Source organism: bacterium (assembly GCA_016702305.1).
Lineage (GTDB): Bacteria > Electryoneota > RPQS01 > RPQS01 > RPQS01 > JABWCQ01.
This window is the reverse complement of record JADJEH010000001.1, coordinates 15,847-34,227: the sequence shown is the minus strand read 5'-3', so window position 1 is coordinate 34,227 and position 18,381 is coordinate 15,847. Positions and strand designations below refer to the sequence as shown.

At 55.4% G+C, this 18,381-nt stretch carries 18 protein-coding genes; 1 reads left to right on the top strand and 17 read right to left on the bottom strand.

Annotated features, from left to right (window positions below; translation table 11 throughout):
• Positions 1–6: 6 nt before the first annotated feature.
• Genes IPH10_00165 through IPH10_00135 form a run of 7 tightly spaced genes read right to left on the bottom strand, consistent with a single transcriptional unit; the run spans position 7 to position 4,332 of the window.
• Complete coding sequence (locus IPH10_00165; protein ID MBK6909342.1) at positions 7–792, bottom strand: hypothetical protein; 786 nt, start codon at positions 790–792, stop codon at positions 7–9.
• Positions 793–813: 21 nt separating this feature from the next.
• Complete coding sequence (locus tag IPH10_00160) at positions 814–1,593, bottom strand: enoyl-CoA hydratase/isomerase family protein (GenBank protein ID MBK6909341.1); 780 nt, start codon at positions 1,591–1,593, stop codon at positions 814–816.
• 4 nt (positions 1,594–1,597) lie between these two features.
• Positions 1,598–1,897: a hypothetical protein gene (locus tag IPH10_00155; GenBank protein MBK6909340.1), complete on the bottom strand. Its 300-nt coding sequence runs from the start codon at positions 1,895–1,897 to the stop codon at positions 1,598–1,600.
• A 6-nt stretch (positions 1,898–1,903) separates the two neighbouring features.
• Positions 1,904–2,680, bottom strand: coding sequence for an enoyl-CoA hydratase/isomerase family protein (locus tag IPH10_00150; GenBank protein MBK6909339.1), 777 nt, complete (start codon positions 2,678–2,680; stop codon positions 1,904–1,906).
• The gene (locus IPH10_00145; GenBank protein MBK6909338.1) at positions 2,677–3,528 is read right to left on the bottom strand and encodes an enoyl-CoA hydratase/isomerase family protein; all 852 of its coding nucleotides are present in this window, start codon (positions 3,526–3,528) and stop codon (positions 2,677–2,679) included. The genes IPH10_00150 and IPH10_00145 overlap by 4 nt, the downstream gene beginning before the upstream one ends.
• On the bottom strand, positions 3,525–3,833 hold the full coding sequence (locus tag IPH10_00140; GenBank protein MBK6909337.1) for an EthD family reductase: 309 nt from the start codon (positions 3,831–3,833) through the stop codon (positions 3,525–3,527). Before IPH10_00140 ends, IPH10_00145 begins: the two co-directional genes overlap by 4 nt.
• 43 nt (positions 3,834–3,876) lie before the next feature.
• Positions 3,877–4,332: a hypothetical protein gene (locus tag IPH10_00135; GenBank protein ID MBK6909336.1), complete on the bottom strand. Its 456-nt coding sequence runs from the start codon at positions 4,330–4,332 to the stop codon at positions 3,877–3,879.
• A gap of 144 nt (positions 4,333–4,476) precedes the next feature.
• Between IPH10_00135 and IPH10_00130 the strand changes: the two genes are divergently transcribed.
• Complete coding sequence (locus tag IPH10_00130) at positions 4,477–6,252, top strand: T9SS type A sorting domain-containing protein (protein ID MBK6909335.1); 1,776 nt, start codon at positions 4,477–4,479, stop codon at positions 6,250–6,252.
• Between the two features lie 75 nt (positions 6,253–6,327).
• Here IPH10_00130 and IPH10_00125 read toward each other — a convergent pair whose 3' ends face one another.
• The 10 genes from IPH10_00125 to IPH10_00080 all read right to left on the bottom strand — a co-directional run bounded on the left by IPH10_00125 (position 6,328) and on the right by IPH10_00080 (position 18,369).
• Positions 6,328–6,963: a hypothetical protein gene (locus IPH10_00125; GenBank protein MBK6909334.1), complete on the bottom strand. Its 636-nt coding sequence runs from the start codon at positions 6,961–6,963 to the stop codon at positions 6,328–6,330.
• Between the two features lie 46 nt (positions 6,964–7,009).
• On the bottom strand, positions 7,010–8,542 hold the full coding sequence (locus IPH10_00120) for a hypothetical protein (protein ID MBK6909333.1): 1,533 nt from the start codon (positions 8,540–8,542) through the stop codon (positions 7,010–7,012).
• A 70-nt stretch (positions 8,543–8,612) separates the two neighbouring features.
• On the bottom strand, positions 8,613–10,007 hold the full coding sequence (locus IPH10_00115) for a 2-oxo acid dehydrogenase subunit E2 (protein ID MBK6909332.1): 1,395 nt from the start codon (positions 10,005–10,007) through the stop codon (positions 8,613–8,615).
• A gap of 79 nt (positions 10,008–10,086) precedes the next feature.
• Entirely contained in the window at positions 10,087–11,241 is a 1,155-nt protein-coding gene (locus IPH10_00110) for an SPASM domain-containing protein (GenBank protein MBK6909331.1), read from the bottom strand.
• Positions 11,242–11,354: 113 nt separating this feature from the next.
• Positions 11,355–12,338 (bottom strand): alpha-ketoacid dehydrogenase subunit beta, encoded by a 984-nt coding sequence (locus IPH10_00105; protein MBK6909330.1) that lies wholly within the window; start codon positions 12,336–12,338, stop codon positions 11,355–11,357.
• A 38-nt stretch (positions 12,339–12,376) separates the two neighbouring features.
• On the bottom strand, positions 12,377–13,537 hold the full coding sequence (gene pdhA / locus IPH10_00100; protein ID MBK6909329.1) for a pyruvate dehydrogenase (acetyl-transferring) E1 component subunit alpha: 1,161 nt from the start codon (positions 13,535–13,537) through the stop codon (positions 12,377–12,379).
• 304 nt (positions 13,538–13,841) lie between these two features.
• Positions 13,842–14,345, bottom strand: a complete 504-nt coding sequence (locus IPH10_00095; protein ID MBK6909328.1) for a transposase — start codon at positions 14,343–14,345, stop codon at positions 13,842–13,844.
• 113 nt (positions 14,346–14,458) lie between these two features.
• A complete protein-coding gene (locus tag IPH10_00090; protein ID MBK6909327.1) occupies positions 14,459–16,516 on the bottom strand; it encodes a T9SS type A sorting domain-containing protein in 2,058 nt (685 codons plus the stop codon).
• Between the two features lie 315 nt (positions 16,517–16,831).
• Complete coding sequence (locus tag IPH10_00085) at positions 16,832–17,152, bottom strand: transcriptional regulator (protein ID MBK6909326.1); 321 nt, start codon at positions 17,150–17,152, stop codon at positions 16,832–16,834.
• Between the two features lie 734 nt (positions 17,153–17,886).
• Complete coding sequence (locus IPH10_00080; protein ID MBK6909325.1) at positions 17,887–18,369, bottom strand: hypothetical protein; 483 nt, start codon at positions 18,367–18,369, stop codon at positions 17,887–17,889.
• Positions 18,370–18,381 lie beyond the last annotated feature (12 nt).

Here is an 18,381-nt window from a genome sequence, read left to right as displayed (position 1 = left end):
CAATGGTCATTCGCCGCCGTTACGGCCGACGACTTTGTAGTATTTTAGGTTGCGGTCAATGCCGAGCGTGTCGCGGAAGGTTTCGTCGTTGGTCGTTCCTTCCAGAGTTTCAAACGCGCCGGTGTCGAGCGTGTCGGAAAAGACGTCGTAGATATCCCAACTGCCACGCCAATAGAGCGTCGCATCGAGCGAATCGGAGCGAATCATCAGGTCGCGCGGGCCGTAAATGATCGGCGGATCGGCGATCAGCGACAGGTTGTCGAAATATCCATCGTTGTTTGTGCCGCTGCCGCGCTTTGCGCGTAAGCGGAGCCGCACCCAGCGCGCATCGGCGGGCACAATACCGCCGAGGCTGTCCTGCAACCAGGCGTCCTGCTGATAATACTTCGCCGTAGAGTCGCTCCACAGCAAGGACGTCAAATCACTGTTCCAGAATTCCAGAATTGCGAACGCCGTATCACGCGGACTTTGGTTAAATGACCGAAACCAGCCGTAAAACATGACACTCTGCACACCGGCGTCAATCGAATCTGCTGCGCTGCTGAGGTCAATATCCTGGCGCAGTTCGGCGTTTGCCGTCGCGCCAGCGAAGAAATAGGCACTGCCGTGCTGCGGGTCGGGATTGGATGCGCGCGGCGTCCACGTTGTGCCGAGGGCCTGCGTCCAAATCGGAATTCCCTCACCGTTCACAGTCCAATCACATGAGCTGTTGACCAGAATATCATTGGCCGAAAGTGTCGTAACGGCGAACATAAGCACCATCACACTGACAAAGCGTCTATAAGTATCCATGACACAACTCCTATCCGTTGCTTACCTACCTTTGAATTGCGGCTTCCTCTTTTCGTTGAACGCGGCGACACCTTCCTTGTAGTCATCGGTGTGACCGAGAATGTCCTGCAAATAGGCTTCGTAGTCGAGCGCCTCTTCGAGCGTCGAACCGGACGCCTTGTTGAACGCGCGTTTGATGGCGCCGATGGCCTTCGTCGGCGCGGTGGCGTACTTCATCGCTAATTCCATCGTGAACGTGTCGAGCTTATCGTGCTCCACGATTTCGTCTATGAGATTTAACCGCAGCGCTTCGTCGGCTTTTATGGGGCGGCCCGTCGAGCAGATCTCGAAGGCTTTGTGATAGCCCAAGAGTCGCGGGAGCATCCACGTCGAGCCAGTGTCGGGCACGAGGCCGACATTCACGAACGCTTGCAGCATGGAAGCCTGATCCGACGCGATGCGCAGGTCGCAGGCGAGTGCCAGCGACATCCCCGCACCGGCAGCGACGCCGTTGATGGCGCAAATCACGGGCTTCTCAATATTGCGAATGCGCATGATGTTCGGATTGTAGTTCAAGCGCAAGCGGTCGGCGAGGCTCGTGTTGGGATTGTCTTTAACTTCCTTCAAGTCCTGCCCGCTGCAGAAGGCCTTACCCGCGCCCGTGAGCATCACGGCGCGCACGGCGTCGTCCTTGGCGGCATTCTTGAAGGCGTCGCCGAGTTCCTTATGCATTTCAGCGGTGAACGCGTTGAAGCGGTCGGGCCGGTTCAACGTAATCTTCAGCACGGAGTCCGTGCGCTCGTAGAGGATGGTTGTGTACATGGTTTTATCTGACTATGTCGAATCCTGGTACAGGTGTACGCCAACGTGCGTTTGGATAGAGCGATTGGTCACAAAGACTTTGACTGATCTGCTCCATTTTGCCTTGTTGCGCTTTGCGTTTCAAGACTATCGTAATCGCGGCAGCCACGCTACCACGGCTCTTCTCAAATGCTTCAAGTTCGTTTGTGAACTCTGTGGGATTGGTTTTCGCAATGACATCCAATACGTCACTCGTGCAGAACTCGTGCTTTCCTTCGAGCCGCTTTACAGCGGTCATGATCATATCTTCAGTGATGAACTTCACGCAGCCCTATTTCCCCGTGAACTTCGGGCTGCGTTTTTCGATAAAGGCTTGCATGCCCTCTTTTTGGTCTTCAGTGGCGAACAGTAAATAGAAATTCTTGCGCTCGAATTCGAGGCCGCCGGAGAGGAAGGAGTCGTAGTTTTTCAGGACGGCTTCTTTGGCGAGGCGCACGGCGACGGGCGGCATTTGCGCGATCTCGTGCGCGAGTTTTTGCGCTTCCGACAGATAGACTTCGACGGGCACGACGCGGTTGACGAGTCCCCATGCTTCGGCCTGTTTAGCGCTGATGAATTTTCCGGTCAGCACCATCTCCATCGCGCGTGCCTTGCCGACGCTGCGCGTCAGACGCTGCGTGCCGCCCGCGCCGGGCATGACGCCGATCTTGATTTCCGGCTGACCGAACTGCGCGGTTTCGCTCGCGATGACCATGTCGCAGTGCATCATCAGCTCGCAGCCGCCGCCGAGCGCGAAGCCCGATACCGCCGCGATGAGCGGCTTCTTGAGCTTGCGGATGCGGTCCCATTTTGTGAATTGGTCGCGGGCGAGCATGTCATTCGCGCTCGCTCCGGCCATTTCCATGATATCCGCGCCCGCCGCAAACGCGCGCTCGTCGCCGGTCAGCACAATGGCACGAATTTCGTCGTCATTGTCGAGCATTTCGAGCGTGGTGATGAGCTCATCCATCAGCGCCATGCACAGCGCGTTCAACTGCTTGGGCCGGTGCAGAAAGACCGTGGCGACGTGTCCGTCGCGTTCGAGTTTGAGGTAATGCAAGGTGCTCATTGCGATTCCTTGTACAACCGTTCCCGCATCTTCTTATAGTCCGGCTTGCGCTTTTCGTTGAAGGCCAACACGGCTTCGCGGACTTCGGGCGAACTGGAGTGAACGCCCAGCCAGTCGCGCGCGTGATTGATGGTCTGCGACCACGACGCGTCGCGCCAGTAGTTGAGCTGCGTCTTCAGGTAGCGTACGCACTCGGGCAGTTTGTTTTCAATCTTGGTGGCCATAGTGTCCACGGCTTCATCGAGAAAGGCGCGCGACACAACCTCATTGACCAAACCCCATTCGAGCGCCTTGGCGGCGGGAATCTCTTCACACAGGAAGAGAATCTCGCGTGCGCGGCGGTCGCCGACGATGATCGGCAGAAATTGCGACGCCCCCGCGGCAGCGACGGAACCATGCGCCGCGCCGACCTGACGAATGTAAATATCATCGGCGGCAATCGCGAGATCGCAGCTGATGTTAAACTCATTGCCGCCGCCGACCACGATGCCGTTCAAACGCGCAATCGATGGTTTGCCAAGATTGCGCAGCTTGTCGTGCGCATCAATGAACGCGCCCATCCATTTCCAGTAGTCCTGTGGCCGGTCGAGGAACTGCATTTGCTCCTGCAAGTCCGCGCCCGTGCAGAACGCGCGGTCGCCTTCGCCTGTGAGAATCAACACCGCCACGCGGTCGTCAAACGCGACGTCGTCAAACGCGGCGCAGAGTTCCTTCAGCATCGGGTAGTGCACGCAATTGAGCTTGTCGGGACGGTTGAACGTCACCGTGGCGCGCGCCCCCTGCTTTTCGTACTTGATGAATTGAAAATCGAAGCTCGATGCGTTCTGCGCCTGAAAGTCTTTTTTCATGCGCCCGTCACCGTCTCGGTCGTTTGAAATTCGACGAACCCCTTCGCGAACGACATCAAATTCGCGCCCGCTTCGGCCATCTCGGGCGACTTCATGCCCGCTTTAAAGGCGTCCTTATCCGCAAACGAAAGCACAGCCATCATGTAATACGGCGCAGGACCCTCTTTGCCCGGCCAGAACTTGTGCGCGGCAACGTTTTGCAGTCCGGGGACTTTCTTGATCAGCGGAATGTGCGTCTCCCAGTAGGCCTTGTCAAAGGCTGCAACATCTTCAGGATGCTTGTAGAATGCAACAAAGTGAATCATGGTGCGGTCTTCTTTCCTATTTCAAATCTCTAATTTCTATTTGCTATTTCTTGAGTTCCCACAGGTGGTCCTCAATCCCCCATCCACCTCCGCCGTGTCCCCAGTCGGAGTAGGCGCGGCGGTGCAGCTCCTTGAGCTTATCGCTCGAGAGCACCACTTGATGCACTTCGCCTTCGCCGATGAGCCGTTCACCGTGAAAGGCCTTGACCTCGCAGAACAGATAATTGCCGTGCATTTTGGTGCATTCCGCAGCGAACAGCAACTCCTGCCCGATTCCGGCGGGATTGTGGTGGCGCACGAATACTCCCGTTCCGATCCCGTCTTCGCCGTAGTCAAGATGCGGTTCCAGCACCAGTCGGCTAACATATTCGGAGTGGTAAGTCAACCAATAGGTTGAATAAAACGGGTGCAGGGGCCGTCCCTCGAAATAGACGGTCATTCGCGACTCGACGGTGAAGCGGAACTCGGCCCGGCTGCCGACGGTAAGGGTTGGTTTCAACGGAGGTTACGGTGGGGTAAGACAGGATTTTCCAAGCTGTTAAGTATAGGGTTTTTTGCTCAGATTTGCAACTCAGAGGCCCTCAAAACTGTTGCGTTCCGCGGCCAGAAGTGCTATCTTCTGAAAACAGCAGGAGCACCAACGATGCGCATTCTACTTATCATCATATTGGCCATAGCGGCGACGGCAAATGCCGAGTGCATGGATTCGCTGTGGACTCAAGTCAGCGGCACGGCGGATAGCGATCACGGCGGCGGAATTACATTGGGCAGCGATGGCAATGTCGTTGTGGCAGGCTACAAATCACACACGGGCATCACCGCAGGCCTTGGTTGGGTCGCCATGTATGATCCGGCGACCGGTGCGGAAATCTGGTCACGCACGTATTCGAGCGGCAGCAATCAGCAGATATTTCTCGATGTCGAGAGAACATCCGACGGCGGTTACATATGCGGCGGCTGGGCACGCAAGACGACAGACAACGATCAGGACTATTGGATCGTCAGATTGAATAGCGCGGGGGATACGTTGTGGTCACGCAAGTACGGGCACGAGTTGTCGAATCAGGGCACGTGTGTTGCGGAGGCCGCTGGCGGTTTTGTTATCGCCGGGCGCGCGCACACTTTGCCGAACGGGTTCGGTGGGACGGACTGGTGGATTCTAAAAGTGAATAGCAATGGGGATAGCATCTGGTCACAGCGGATGGGCAACCCTGATGAAGATACGTGCTATGACATCGTGCCCGCGTTGGACGACGGCCATATTCTGGGTGGACGCTCTATTTTGGATTCCACAGGCGCTGGGCGCATGGCGCAGGTGAATGGCGGCGGTATTGTGCTGTGGGACAGGCTTTATGAATTCGCGCCAAGCGTTCAGATTCATGGCATTCTACCAATTGAAGCCGGTTATCTTGCGTGCGGCGCTCAACAGGATTGGAACGCCAACAACAAGGTGATGTGGATGCTCGTGGATGAGTTTGGCTTCCTGCAATGGCACCAGCAATTCGACGTTGGCGCGGTCGGCTCAGCAGTTGGAAACTCACTGCTTGCCGACGGCCATGGCGGCTACTATATCGTGGGTCACGCAGGCCGCTTCACGACGACGAACAACGATATTTTCGCGCTGCACATCTCGGGTTGCGGCGATAGTCTGGGGTTGTTCTGGAGCAGCGATTCAACGGGCGAAGAGGCCGCGCGCGCCGTATTGACAGGGGCCGGGCAGATGGTCACGGCGGGCGGGCGTGTGGCGTCGGGCAATCAGCGCGATGCGTTGGTAATGGCCTTCAGCGCCGACACGTGCAACATTCCGCCCTGCGCTTTCGAACGCGTGCGACCGTTCGACGAGTCCATGCCGGATATTGAAATGCCGTTCCCGCTGAACTGGACCCCTTCGCGTGATTCGGATAACGATCCCGTCAGCTATATCTTCCACATTGAGCACAACTATCTCGCAGGCGCCGTATATCCGACGGACACTGTGGTCACCGACACGTTTGTGCATTTGCAGATTGACCTTCCCGTCTTGCCGCTCGACGAGATTTTCGACTTCTATTGGCGTGTGTGGGCGACAGACGGCGTGGACACGGTAGAAGCTACAGACGGACAAGGACATTTTCAACTGGATATCACAACGGATGCCGATGAACATCTCGTTCATCCGTCATCCTTCGTGCTTTCCGCCTACCCCAATCCGTTCAACCCAACTTCGACACTGAGCTTCACGCTCGCCGCGCCGCAGGAAGTATCGCTGGCACTCTACGACGTGCAGGGCCGCTTGGCGCAACAACTCGTGAACGGAAAAATGGAAGCTGGATCGCATGACGTCACGTTGGATGGCAGGGCACTGACGAGCGGCATTTATTTCGCAAGATTGAACGCCGGGACGCAATCGCGGGTCGCCAAGCTCGTGCTGATGAAATAAGTCGCGACGCATCGAATTACAAAAGGCGCACTCGCAAGGGTGCGCCTTTAATTTTGGGTCCAGCGCCCGCGCTGGTCAGCAATACACAACTGTCAACAGCTCCAATATCCGCACAAACTCCACCGCAAACTCGCCTTCAAACTTCTCCCGCGACGGCTTGAATCCCGCCTCAGCGAGTGACGTAACAAACTCGCGGTGCGAGCGTCCGGCGCGGTAGTCCGGCTCGCGCGGCGGCTGCAAGAGATAGCGCGAAATCAAATCAATATCGCCCGCGATGTTCAAGACGGCGTGGTAGAACACCATGTCGCGGTTGCGGTAGAGCGCCGTGCCCGCGATCTTTTTCTCACCGAGCGCGATATCCGAAATGCCGCGATGCGCAAGCTCCGGCACACCCGCGCGCGCGAAGGCATCGCAGACCGCCTTGTTAAACAGCACGAAGTAGTCCTTCGACTGAATCTGCTTGCGGCCATACAGCGCGCAGGACAGGCACCACATCTCGGGCGACAGCACGACCGCGCAGCCGCCCGTGCGGCGTTTATAGACGGGGATTTTGTTAGCGTCTATTTCTTGCGCGTTGAGTTCCAATTCACTCTTGGAACCGTTGCCGATGACCACGCACGGCTCCTGCGGCACCCAAAGCCGGAAACGCCCGGCGGAGTCGTCGGGCGTCAGCAGTTCGGTGTCGGCTAGGTTGTAATCGAGAATGGTCACGTTTAAATTCGCGGCGGCATCCGCTGCGGATGCCCCGAATGTTACTTCAACAACACCAATTTCTGTGTCCGCGCAAAATCACCTGCCACAAGCCGCGCGAAGTAGATACCGCTGGGCAGGCTCGCGCCATTGAACGCAATCTCGCTATGCCCTGCAGTGCGCGGCTCATCGAACAGCGTTTGCACCAGCGCCCGTTCAGGTCATAGACGCTCAACGATGCGCGCGCGGCTTTCGGCAAATCAAACGCAATCATCGTCGTCGGATTGAACGGATTGGGATAAGCCGACAGCGCGAGTTCCTGCGGCAGTTCGGGCCGCGTGTCATCGGCATCCGTATAAATCGGCTCACCGAAGCGGTAGATGCGTAACTCACTGCCGTAGCGGACGACCAAGCGGCGCGTTTCGTTGTGGTAGCGGCCGATGATTTTCATCTCGGCGTAGCCGGAATCGAGTGGGGAGGTTTGGCCCCAAATCAAGCCGTCTTCAATACGAATGATATCAAAAGCCCTGCTTGACTGAACAAGTCCCAAAGCTTGCTCGCTTGATTCGCCAATGAGGACGTAGGCAGGTATGATCATGGGGTATTGCGTTTCGAGCGTGGTCGTAACTGCCGAATCGCAGGGAACTGGCTTGATAATCTGTGTACCCCTAGAACTCCACGACGTAATCGTGGCCATAGCACCTACGGTCATGTCGTAGATTGCCGCGTGTCCCCAGAACCGACTTACATGCAAGTTGTCAGAATTTGCCCATGCAGTTTCAAACTCAGAACACGCATCGTTAAGTGTGAAACCGCTGTCAGTCGAAAGAATGCTCCTGATGCCAAAGTAACAGTAATTGACACACACGTAGGGATTACAGTCAAACCGGTCATTCCCAGACCAGAGGCAGTAATTTGGAAAAGCCGGCCATCTTGTGACGTCAATGTCCCGAGCAGTATACTCTGTAAACGGACTGTCCGAGTCCAATATGTTCATGATCAATCTCAGGCGATTGCCACTTGATCCATACGCATAGTTGTGGCCCGAAGTATATGTGCTAAATCTCCTTTTGATGACAGCAAAGAGATCGGTAGCACCATACGACACCATATCCAGTGGGTCTATGGCAGTCACTCTGTAGCCATAATAATACCAGTTACTGCCCGAACTCGGACTAACGAATGCCTGCTCAGGAACGATTTCAATTCCATCAAGTATGGACACACAGAACACCCGACTAGAATCAACTACGCTTCCATTTCCATCGTTCGTGGTCATTCCGGTGCTCAGCACTAATGCAGGGCTACTTGTGTAGTGAACAAAACCGTGTATTGATACAGGAGCGCCACGATAGACTCCGACTGTGTCAAAAAGACAGATATCAGAGGGATTGCAAGCCATAACAGTCGCAATTGTGTCAGAACTCGAATCTGCGATTATCACTATGCGTTGGTTGTCATGCGCGAGACAAACATCCCAGCATTTAGGTAGCACCGGCATCTGAATCGTCTCTTCCAGAATCAGCGGTACTTCGTTGCCAAAGAGCGGTGCGGCATAGGCCGCGACGAGCATTCCGAGAATCGCAAGCGTCCCTTTCATCTTGCACCTCCGGAGATATGTTTCGAATTAGATGAAGCGGGCGTGACAATCATGTCACGCCCGCAGAATTTTAGAGCATCAGAATATTCGTCGGATCGGCCAGCATCGTCACCAAGTCGTTGACAAAGCGCGCGCTGTCGCCGCCGTCCACGATACGGTGGTCGAACGACAGGCTGAGCGGCTGCACCCAACCCTTGACGATTTGGTCGTTGACGATGACGGGCTTCTGCACAATGCGGCCCGTGCCCAGAATCGCGACTTCGGGATAGTTGATGACGGGCACACCGAAGTTGCCGTTCAGACTGCCGTAGTTCGTAATCGTGAACGTGCCGTCGCGGATTTCGTCGAGCGCGAGCTTGCGTTCCCGTGCGCGGTTAGAGAGATCTTCGATTTCACGGGCAAGCTGCAAGATGCCCTTCTGGTCGGCGTTCTTAATGACCGGCACCACCAACCCGTCGGGCGTATCCACCGCCAAACCGATGTTGTAGTACTTCTTGTACACGACGCGGTTGCGGTCGAGGTCGAGCGTGGCATTGAGCTTCTTGTGCTTGCGCAAAGCGACGCAGACGGCCTTGATGATAAACGGCAAATACGACAGCTTGACACCTTCGCGCTCGAGTTCCTTGTTCTTCTGATTGCGCAGCGCGACGAGCTTCGAGACTTCCACTTCGTCGAGCGACGTGGCGTGCGGCGCGGTGTATTTCGACTGCGACATGCGGTTAGCAATCGTGCGGCGCAATTGCGACAGGTCTTCAAGCTCGACCGGGCCGCTGAATTCCCCGGGAATTATCGCCGCAGCAACGACCTTTGGTGCGACTGGCGCAGCCGTCGAAGCATAGCTCACGGGTGCGCTCGTTTGCGGCGTCGGTGCAGCCGTGCCGCCGCGCGCAGCGGCTTCGATGTCGTCTTTCATCACGCGACCCGATGGACCCGTACCGCGCACTTTGTTAATATCCACGCCCATTTCGGCAGCCATCTTCCGCGCGACGGGTGTTGCAGTCACACGACTGTTCCCGCCCGCGCCGTTTAGTACCAAGTCGTCACGTCCTTCGTTTGTCGCCGGAAGCACATCGTTTCCGACGGGAATCTGTCCGACAACGCCGTATAGGCCGTCCTCATCTGCGGAAGCGGTTTTTTCTTTCGCGAGTGTCGGCGAAACATGTTCCGTCGCGTAGTTTTCATGCACCGGCTCGGTCGGCGGCGGCGTTGTGAAAGTCTGTGCTTCGTGTTTGCCGACAATCACGGCGATCACCTGACCAACGTGCACAATCTCGTCCACCTTGCCGCTCGTCTGCACAAGCTTGCCGGTCTGCGGCACGGGAATATCGGTCACAACCTTGTCGGTCTCGACCTTCAGCAGCGGCTCGCCTTCCTTGACCTCGTCACCGGTTTTGTGATACCATTCCAGGATTTTTCCTTCGTGGATTCCTTCGCCGATGTCCGGAAATTGAAAATTGAAGGGCATGGGTATACCTGCGTTATGTTCAGTTCTTGTTTTCTTGTGGAGTCCACCGGTCGAGCGCGGCTGCGCAGTGCTCGACCGGTTAAGCGGTTGCCTTGGGCTTGACACCCTCCGGCAATTCAATTTGGGCGCTCGTCAACCCGAAGCGGCGAAGACCTTTCTTGACGGCGGATTTTGGTTCGCGGCGGAAGACAGCCACGGCCTTTCGTGCATCCGCGATCTTAGGATGCGCCGGGTTCGCGTTCATGTCACAGGCCACCATGCAATTCCCGAAGTCCATGCCGAGCATTCGTCGCCTGAATTTGTATGCGGCCGGGCTCGTCCACACGGTCTGCAAATCCGATTTTACAAGGTTGCCGATCGTGTACCACGACTTACAGCAGGGAAACGCCGAGCCGTCGGGGTTAATCGCAATGTAGTCAAACGGAATATTGCATGGCCGAGTTGCACGCGGCTTCGCTGCTTGGGGGCGAATCGGTTCCAGTCCGTGCTGCAGAGCGAAAACACGATCGAATGACTCAAGTAGCTGAATCCGAACTTGCGGGTTTCGATCAGCAACATCATAAGCGTGGGCCACGTGCTTTCGGACAGTCTCAGCCGGCGTTCTGCGAATACCGCTAAGATAGTCAGTGTGAAACATCACTTCATCAATGCCGTGATCAGCGGCCCATTGAATGAAATCGCCCAGCTCCTGCACTGTTTCGTCGAGGACCACCATGCTGATGCGAAGCCAGAGGTTTGATCCTTCGGACGCGCGGCGGGCGATGAGTCTGTCAATGTTGGCCATCACATCCTGCTGTCGTCCGAACTGCACGACTTTTGCGTAGACGTCGGGCGAGACCGCATTCAAGCTGATATTCAGCTCACCGCCCATTTTCAAGAAGGCATCTTCCCAAATGCCCTTGAACTGGATACCATTCGAAACGGCATTGAGCTTAAGATGCGGATAACCATCCAAGACGGTCTTGAGAAGATGGATCGCGCCGGGCAAGATCGTCGGCTCACCGCCCGAAAACGAGATTGTCTCGGCATTCGGGTAAGCCGGCGCGAGGCGTTCTTTCCAGATAATCTCCGCAGCACGCGTCGCCGGACTGAAGTCGGTCTGATAGCACATAATGCAGCGCACGTTGCACTGCTTGCCCAACTCGATCTGTATCTCGCGCAAGTAGCTTAGCGGCCAGTTGCGCAAGAGGTCATCGGAAATGGCCTCGCGACTTAGAACGGGTAGTCTCTGCATGACGACTGACACCTTTCCGGACGGCATGTCCTCTTGAATTCATGGGCCCACCATTTCACCAAGCCGGATCACGTTGCGACACGATGCCATCGCTCGCAACACCAACAAACGTCTTACATCTGATAATCCGCGAGCCTGCGGCAGTAGTAGTGCACGCGTTCCGGAGTCGGGCAGTACAGATCTTCCGAGCGCGGCAGTGGTGGAATAGTGTCGTTCCCGCACAGGCGCATCGGCGGCGCTTCGAGATACTCGAAGCATTTCTCGTTGGCCATCGCGATCAGCTCGGCGGCCACGCCGAAGCTCTTGGGACCCTCCTGCACCACGAGCAGCCGGCCCGTTTTCTTGATCGAGGCCGTCAGCGTATCCCAATCAAGCGGGTAGATGGAGCGCAGATCAATCAACTCAATGTTGATGTGATCTTTCTCAATGGACTCGAGCGCCTTGCGGCAGACGTGCATCATCGCGCCCCACGAGACGACGGTCATGTCACGGCCTTCTTTTTCCACTTTGGCCTTGCCGATGGGAATGCGGTAGAGCCCGTCCGGCACTTCCTGCTTCATGGCGCGATAGAGACGCTTCGGTTCCTGGAAGATCACCGGATCGTTGTCTTCAATCGCGGAGATCATCAACCCCTTCGCGTCGTAGGGCGTCGAAGGAATGACGACTTTCAAACCGGGAATGTGCGCGTACATCGCTTCCATCGCTTCCGAGTGCAACTCGAGCGCCTTCACGCCACCGCCATAGGGGAAGCGGATGACGCACGGAATATTGCGCTGGCCGCGCGTGCGGTAGCGATAGCGGGAGATGTGCGTGATGATCTGATTCATCGCGGGATAGACGAAACCGTCGAACTGCATTTCGGCGACGGGACGCAGTCCCATCACGGACATGCCGATGCACGCTCCGGCGATGGATGATTCGGCCAGCGGCGTGTCGAACACGCGTTTGACGCCGTGTTTCTTTTGCAGATGTTCGGTGACGCGGAACACGCCGCCTTCAACGCCGACGTCTTCGCCGAAGCACAGGACAGACGGGTCGTCGGCCAGCTTCACATCGAGCGCATTGGTCAGCGCCTGCACCATGGTCATTACGGGCATGGGGGAATCCTATTTCGAGTTTCTTTTCTTATTTGAAATTATCCGCGGCGACTCTGCCACGCCAAAAACGCTTCCAAATCCGCCTTCTGCTCTTCGAGCGAATTCGTCAGGTGCTCGTATTGATCCTCGAACAGCTCGGGAATCGGATTGGGGCCGAGGCCGACGACGTGCTGGACGGCTTCGTCAACCTTGGCGGCGCAGGACTCTTCCCACGCGGTCTCTTGCGCGTCGTTCCACAAGCCTTTGTCGAGCAGATATTTCTTCACGCGCAGCAGCGGATCGCGCGGCTCCCAGATCTTTTCTTCTTCGCTGGTGCGGTACTTGGTCGGGTCGTCCGACGTGGTGTGCGCGCCCATGCGGTAGGTGACGGCTTCGATTAGCACCGGGCCGTTGCCGGTGCGCGCATAGTCCACGGCTTCTTTGGTGGCGCGATAGACTGCGAACAGGTCGTTGCCATCCACTTGAATGCCCGGCAAGCCAAAGCCCACGGCCTTCTGCGCGATGGTCTGAGCTTTGGTTTGCAATTCGCGCGGGACGCTGATGGCGTACTGGTTGTTGTTGCAGAAAAATACGCACGGGCAGTTGAACACGGCGGCCCAGTTCAAGCCTTCCGAGAAATCGCCTTCGGACGTGCCGCCGTCGCCGAAGTAGCACAGCACGACTTGGTCGAGCCCCTTGTAGTTGATGGCGTGACCGATTCCGGCGGCGTGCGGAACTTGCGAGGAGATCGGCACGGAGGTCGGCAGGCTGTTCACGCCTTCGGGCATGACCGCGCCCGCTTCGAGGCCGAGGTACCATTTGTAGAGCGTCTCGATCGGCCAACCGTGCCACATGTACGCGCCGATTTCGCGGAACGCCGGGACCAGCCAGTCGTCGTTGCGCAGCGCCATCGCTGAACCGACGGCGGCGGCTTCCTGGCCGCGGTTGACGGGCAGCGTGTAGAGCTTGCCCTGCCGTTGCAGGTTGACGGCTTTGAGGTCCACGATGCGCGCCAGCCGCATCATTTTGTAGCCTTCGACCAGCAGTTCATCGCTGATGTCGGGCATCCATTCCGGGTGCAGCACCTTGCCGTTCGGGTCCACGACTTCGAGCTTGTGGCCCGAGGTCGCATCGAAGGCCTCGAACAGCGAGGACGCGGCTTTGCCGTTGACGGCCCCGTTGGTTTTCTCGGTCTTTTTGGTCTTGGTCTCCGTAGCCATGACAAATCCCTTTATTTGAATAATTTATCCTAATCCGCCTAAGGGGCAATTCACGAACCTGCCCGAAAGAGTCAATATACAGTTTTTGCTCAGGATAGCAAGAGCGATGAGCGGCACTTCAACATCAAACGATTTAACACAAAACTATGTAGAGGGCGGATGGCAATCCGCCCGCGTTTGGAGACGAAAAAGCCCGAGGTTGTGGCGCCTCGGGACATGCTCGCTGCGGCACCCGTTGTGGGTGCCCCTTACGTGATCTGTTGCTCGCGGCGGCATGCGCTGCGCGGGCCCCGCATCGTTAGCGCTAACACACAATCCCTGTCTCAAAACAAGTTGTTATTGGACCAGTTTGTTCCCCCTTATGCCAATCGCGGGCGCTCGACCACGGATAGAATTGCGGCTCTGTGACGAGTCCTTTGCGCACTGGATTCCAGTGCACGTAACGCAACTTTGTCTGGAGGGCGCGCGTGCCGGGAAGCGACATGCAGTCAAATCGGCGGCGCCAGAATTTCTGCTCATGGGGATAGCCGACGGGTTTGCAATATCGGGCCGACTGACTCTTGACGCGCTCCATGAAATTAGAGACCGCCAGGCCGTCCTGCTGCTGATTCAAAATGAGATGGATGTGATCCGGCATCAAGCAATAACCAATGCAAAGCAGGTTATAGTAGGCCCGGTATTCCTCGATGATCTCGGAGAGACGATTGCAAACCTCCGGTGTGACAAGCCAGCTCCCCCGCTCAACGATGGTCGTGGTCACAAAATACGTCGTATGCGCGACATTGTAGCGGCTATGACGGCGAAGCACGGGTTCAATACAGTTATCTTAGCGCCCGGAGTTAGGGGCACCCGCAGCGGGTGCCGCCGCGGGAATGGACGTGCGGAAATCATGTGCGACCCCATTCCTTTGTGTGAACGTGGTTATTTCAAGAGCGCGAGCTTCTTCGTTTCTTGCCAGCCTGGTGCATAGCCTCGAACAAAATATGGTCCCGATGATAGTGAAGTTAATGTTCTATTCTGAAGGTAAACGCCACGGTATTGATTTTCAGAGACCAGTGTCATTACTGCTTGGCCGTTTAGATTGTATATGATTATCTCCACATGGCCGGAGTATGGAACTTGATATTCGACTGTTAAGCTACTGTTGCATGGATTCGGGTAGAGATTAATCATGGAGCTCGAAAGTAATTCGGGAGGTTCTGGTGAGCTTCCCGGTATATTGAGGCCAATGACCACACCTCCGTCTCCGCACATTAGTCCGCTTCGAGTATTTGACACCGATAGTCCCCGAAGTGCGGATTCAGTTGGAGATTCGATTTGTATCCAACTTTCGCCCCCATCTCTTGTTTCTAAAATATTGCCCCTTCCACCAATTGCAATCGCATGACTCTCGGAAATGGCCTCTATAGTTAATAGTGAGCTCTCCCGAAATTCAAATTGCTTAAACCAATGATTTCCTCTGTCTGTCGAATGGTAAATAGCGCCACCATTTGACCCTGTCGCTGTTGCCCATCCAACGGCTGAACTTACAAAGACTACAGCCGTGAAGTATCGTCCATAGAAGTCAGTCGTATCTATCAACTGCAATGACCACGAATTGCCAGCATCAATAGTGTTAAATAGTTTGCCTTCGAATCGACTATCACCAAGATACTGCCCTCCGCCAATCCAGCCGACAGAATCCGAGATAAAACACATAGCGCTAAAGTCGACATTTGCATCAATCTCCTGGGGCATCCAACTAATACCTCCATTTGATGTTGAAAAAAGAGTTCCGCCGTATCCCGCAACATATCCAAAATCGGGTCCAGCGAATGTGATAATCGTCAAGGGTGATTGGGTAGGTAGATGCATTGCTGTCCACGGCCCAAACGCATTGGCAGAGTGAAACAAGACGCCGCCAGTGCTCGAGCACCAATATTCATTGGGTACTCGCTCTGCGACACTTGTCAATTGGGGAAACCCGTCAATGATTGTAGATGTCAAAGCCCCCCTCATGTTGTTGCCGTGCATTACTAGTCCGCCGTCTCCGACAAGTATAGTTGTGCCTGAAGCCGATGTCTTGCAATCATAAAGCGTATTTCGCATGGTATCGTTGGCTGCTTGCCAAGTTGAGTCAGACACACTCGCATAAAGAACAGCGCCTCCACCACCACAAACCCAGTAGTCCCCTGTGGTTCCGATAGAAGCTGAAACTAGGTTCTCCTCAGTTGGAACTTGCAGTTCTATCCATTCACTGCTCCCGATTGACTGATGTGCAACGTATCCATTCACGCCGCACACTAACCAACCACCTATTTGATCGCTACATATGCCAAATAGCCCTTGCAGACTGTCATGGCTTTCGTTCCACGTTGCTCCGCCATCTTCGGTAGTGAACGCTACTCCGCCACCGCTTTCCCGCGAACCAACAATGCAACCATGATTTATATCTGAGAACGACAAGTCTTGGAGCCCAAACGTAAATGGACCACCAACCACAAGCAGGCTATCTGGACGATTTCGGTTGATCCTGAAAAGCTGTACTAACCTATCTGTGTTGGATTCCAGGCCGACCATTATTCCATTTTCACCAGCTCTTGACATTGATACAACTTTTTCGGCAAATGGTAAGATGACTTCATTCCATGAGCATCCACCACTTGTTGTGTAGTACAACGTGCTTCCTCCGACCCACCCAATATTTTCGTCTATGAATACTTGGTCAAAAAAAATTTCGGTTGTATCAATTTTCATAGTTTGCCATGTTACGCCGCCGTCGAGAGTCTTATACACCGACCCAAAGCTACCAGATGCCCACCCTGTGATTTGATCTACGAATTCCACAGTGTAGATGGAATTAGAGGTTACAAATGAAGCCGGCCTTTGCCAGCTATTCCCCCGGTTGAACGTAACTGCAATCGTACCAAAATGACCCGAAACCCAAGCACTATTATTGGATGTAGCGAAAACAGACGTAAGTCCATAAATTGACGGCATTGGGTGCAACCATTCGCAATTTGTCTGAGCTCCAAGCGATGTGGAAGCATGGATCAACAACAAAAACACGAACCCCACCCGCTTCAGAAGACTGAATGCAGTTGGAATTCGCGTTGTCATTTTCGTGGCCTCCAGGCTAAGTTTTCCTGCCCGCTTCCCAAGACCTGATTGGAAGGTACTGAACGGTCCACTAGGAAGTCAAGTTGTCCATATTTCCCTCGAGGTTAGAATTGCCGCAGGTTGGAGTGAAATGAATTTCACACTCCCGCCGCGTGACTCCAGAATGCACATGCATTTGCATGAAGCAGTCCGCTTTCATACTTTCCCCACCCCCGCCTCCCGTCTCAACCGCTCCAATTCCCCCCAGTGCTTCTCCACCGCCTTGCGGCCCTCAGAGGTCAGGCTGACTAAGGTATTCGGTTTCTTGCCGATGAACTGTTTGGTGATGACAAGCAATCCGCCCGCTTCGAGTTTGGACAGGTGGCTCGACAGATTGCCCTTCGAGAGTCCGGTCAGACGGGCCAGATAGAGAAAGTCCGCCGACGCGCACGACGCCAATGCCGTCAAGATCGCCAGCCGCGACGAATCGTGCACCAGCCGGTCGAGTTCGGCAATCTGCTTAAACGGTTCGGACATCTTCAGCACCTTTCCACCGAGCGTGCGCGCCAAGAGCAGATGATCAAGCACACCACCCACAATCATCGCCACACCCACCTGCATCCACGTCACAAATGTGCGATTGAGCAGCGACGAACCTGCGGGCCAATCGATGATGCCGATAAGCGTATTCGCAGCCACGATGCCCAGCGCTATCCATAGATAGTGCGCGCGAAAGCTTCTGCCGACCATCCAGAACTGCACCAGAAACCACAGCGCGAAAACATACGGCATCACGAACGGCCGCACGCCGAGGTATTTGTCCAGCAGCATCCCGCCGATCAGCGCGGGAATCGTCAACAGACTCCACACCGTTGGGCCGTAACTACGTTTCGCGTTCACGACCATGCCGTAGCGACGCATGTACCACGCAGTAATCCCCAGAAATCCCGCAATCCCCAGCGGCAGCACGGCCAGCAGCAGCGCGGCTTTGGGAATTACACCCACATCTTCCACAGCAATCGCGAAACACACGAAGCCCCAAATCACCCAGCGCAAGCCCTGGAGTTCGTAGTACTGTTCCGTGACGAATTTGATGCGTTCGAGGTTTGCCATGTGACCCTCCTTTGGTTTGCATTGCAAACTTGTTTGCAATATATCTTCAGAAGGGCCAAAAGTCAAGTGGTAATAGACTTTATTTTACAATGGCTTAGGTGAATCAGCACAAAAAAAGAGGCCCTAAAGGCCTCTCGGAATGTCAGTACTTGGTTCGCCTATTTGAAGCTGCCGTTGATAATCGGGAAGACGGGGAACCAGCCGCCCTTGCGGATGACGTTGATCAAGCCGATTTGGAGGCCGTTCATGGATTGTGCCCAGTTCACCAGACCGAGCTGCAAACCGGCGTACTCGTTGGCTTCATTGTACCAGCCGTACTGCAAGCCGGTGAACTCGCCGCCCTTGTCAATATTCAACCAGCCCAATTGAATCCCCGCTCCGCCCTGTCCCGCGAGATTGACCGCGCCGTATTGGATGCCCTGCATCCTGCCCGTGGCATGGTTGGCGATACCGAAATCCAAACCGGTGACGTCGGCATTCTTGCCGTAGATGATGTTCCAACGCAGACCCGTAATGGACTCGTTGGACTTGAAAATCTGAATGGGCGTGACGAGCGCCAGATTGATGGGCTTGTCGCTGGCGTACAACGCCTGTGTGGCGAGCGCGCAAACCGCGAAAATCAGAAAAACAAAGCGTTTCATGGATGTTCCTTG

What these genes read in the sequence shown, in the direction of transcription:
- IPH10_00165 (MBK6909342.1), bottom strand. Translation starts at nt 792, where the DNA reads ATGGATACTTATAGACGCTTTGTCAGTGTGATGGTGCTTATGTTCGCC.
- IPH10_00160 (MBK6909341.1), bottom strand. Translation starts at nt 1,593, where the DNA reads ATGTACACAACCATCCTCTACGAGCGCACGGACTCCGTGCTGAAGATT.
- IPH10_00150 (MBK6909339.1), bottom strand. Translation starts at nt 2,680, where the DNA reads ATGAGCACCTTGCATTACCTCAAACTCGAACGCGACGGACACGTCGCC.
- IPH10_00145 (MBK6909338.1), bottom strand. Translation starts at nt 3,528, where the DNA reads ATGAAAAAAGACTTTCAGGCGCAGAACGCATCGAGCTTCGATTTTCAA.
- IPH10_00140 (MBK6909337.1), bottom strand. Translation starts at nt 3,833, where the DNA reads ATGATTCACTTTGTTGCATTCTACAAGCATCCTGAAGATGTTGCAGCC.
- IPH10_00130 (MBK6909335.1), top strand. Translation starts at nt 4,477, where the DNA reads ATGCGCATTCTACTTATCATCATATTGGCCATAGCGGCGACGGCAAAT.
- IPH10_00120 (MBK6909333.1), bottom strand. Translation starts at nt 8,542, where the DNA reads ATGAAAGGGACGCTTGCGATTCTCGGAATGCTCGTCGCGGCCTATGCC.
- IPH10_00115 (MBK6909332.1), bottom strand. Translation starts at nt 10,007, where the DNA reads ATGCCCTTCAATTTTCAATTTCCGGACATCGGCGAAGGAATCCACGAA.
- IPH10_00110 (MBK6909331.1), bottom strand. Translation starts at nt 11,241, where the DNA reads ATGCAGAGACTACCCGTTCTAAGTCGCGAGGCCATTTCCGATGACCTC.
- IPH10_00105 (MBK6909330.1), bottom strand. Translation starts at nt 12,338, where the DNA reads ATGCCCGTAATGACCATGGTGCAGGCGCTGACCAATGCGCTCGATGTG.
- pdhA (MBK6909329.1), bottom strand. Translation starts at nt 13,537, where the DNA reads ATGGCTACGGAGACCAAGACCAAAAAGACCGAGAAAACCAACGGGGCC.
- IPH10_00090 (MBK6909327.1), bottom strand. Translation starts at nt 16,516, where the DNA reads ATGCCGTCAATTTATGGACTTACGTCTGTTTTCGCTACATCCAATAAT.
- IPH10_00085 (MBK6909326.1), bottom strand. Translation starts at nt 17,152, where the DNA reads ATGTCCGAACCGTTTAAGCAGATTGCCGAACTCGACCGGCTGGTGCAC.
- IPH10_00080 (MBK6909325.1), bottom strand. Translation starts at nt 18,369, where the DNA reads ATGAAACGCTTTGTTTTTCTGATTTTCGCGGTTTGCGCGCTCGCCACA.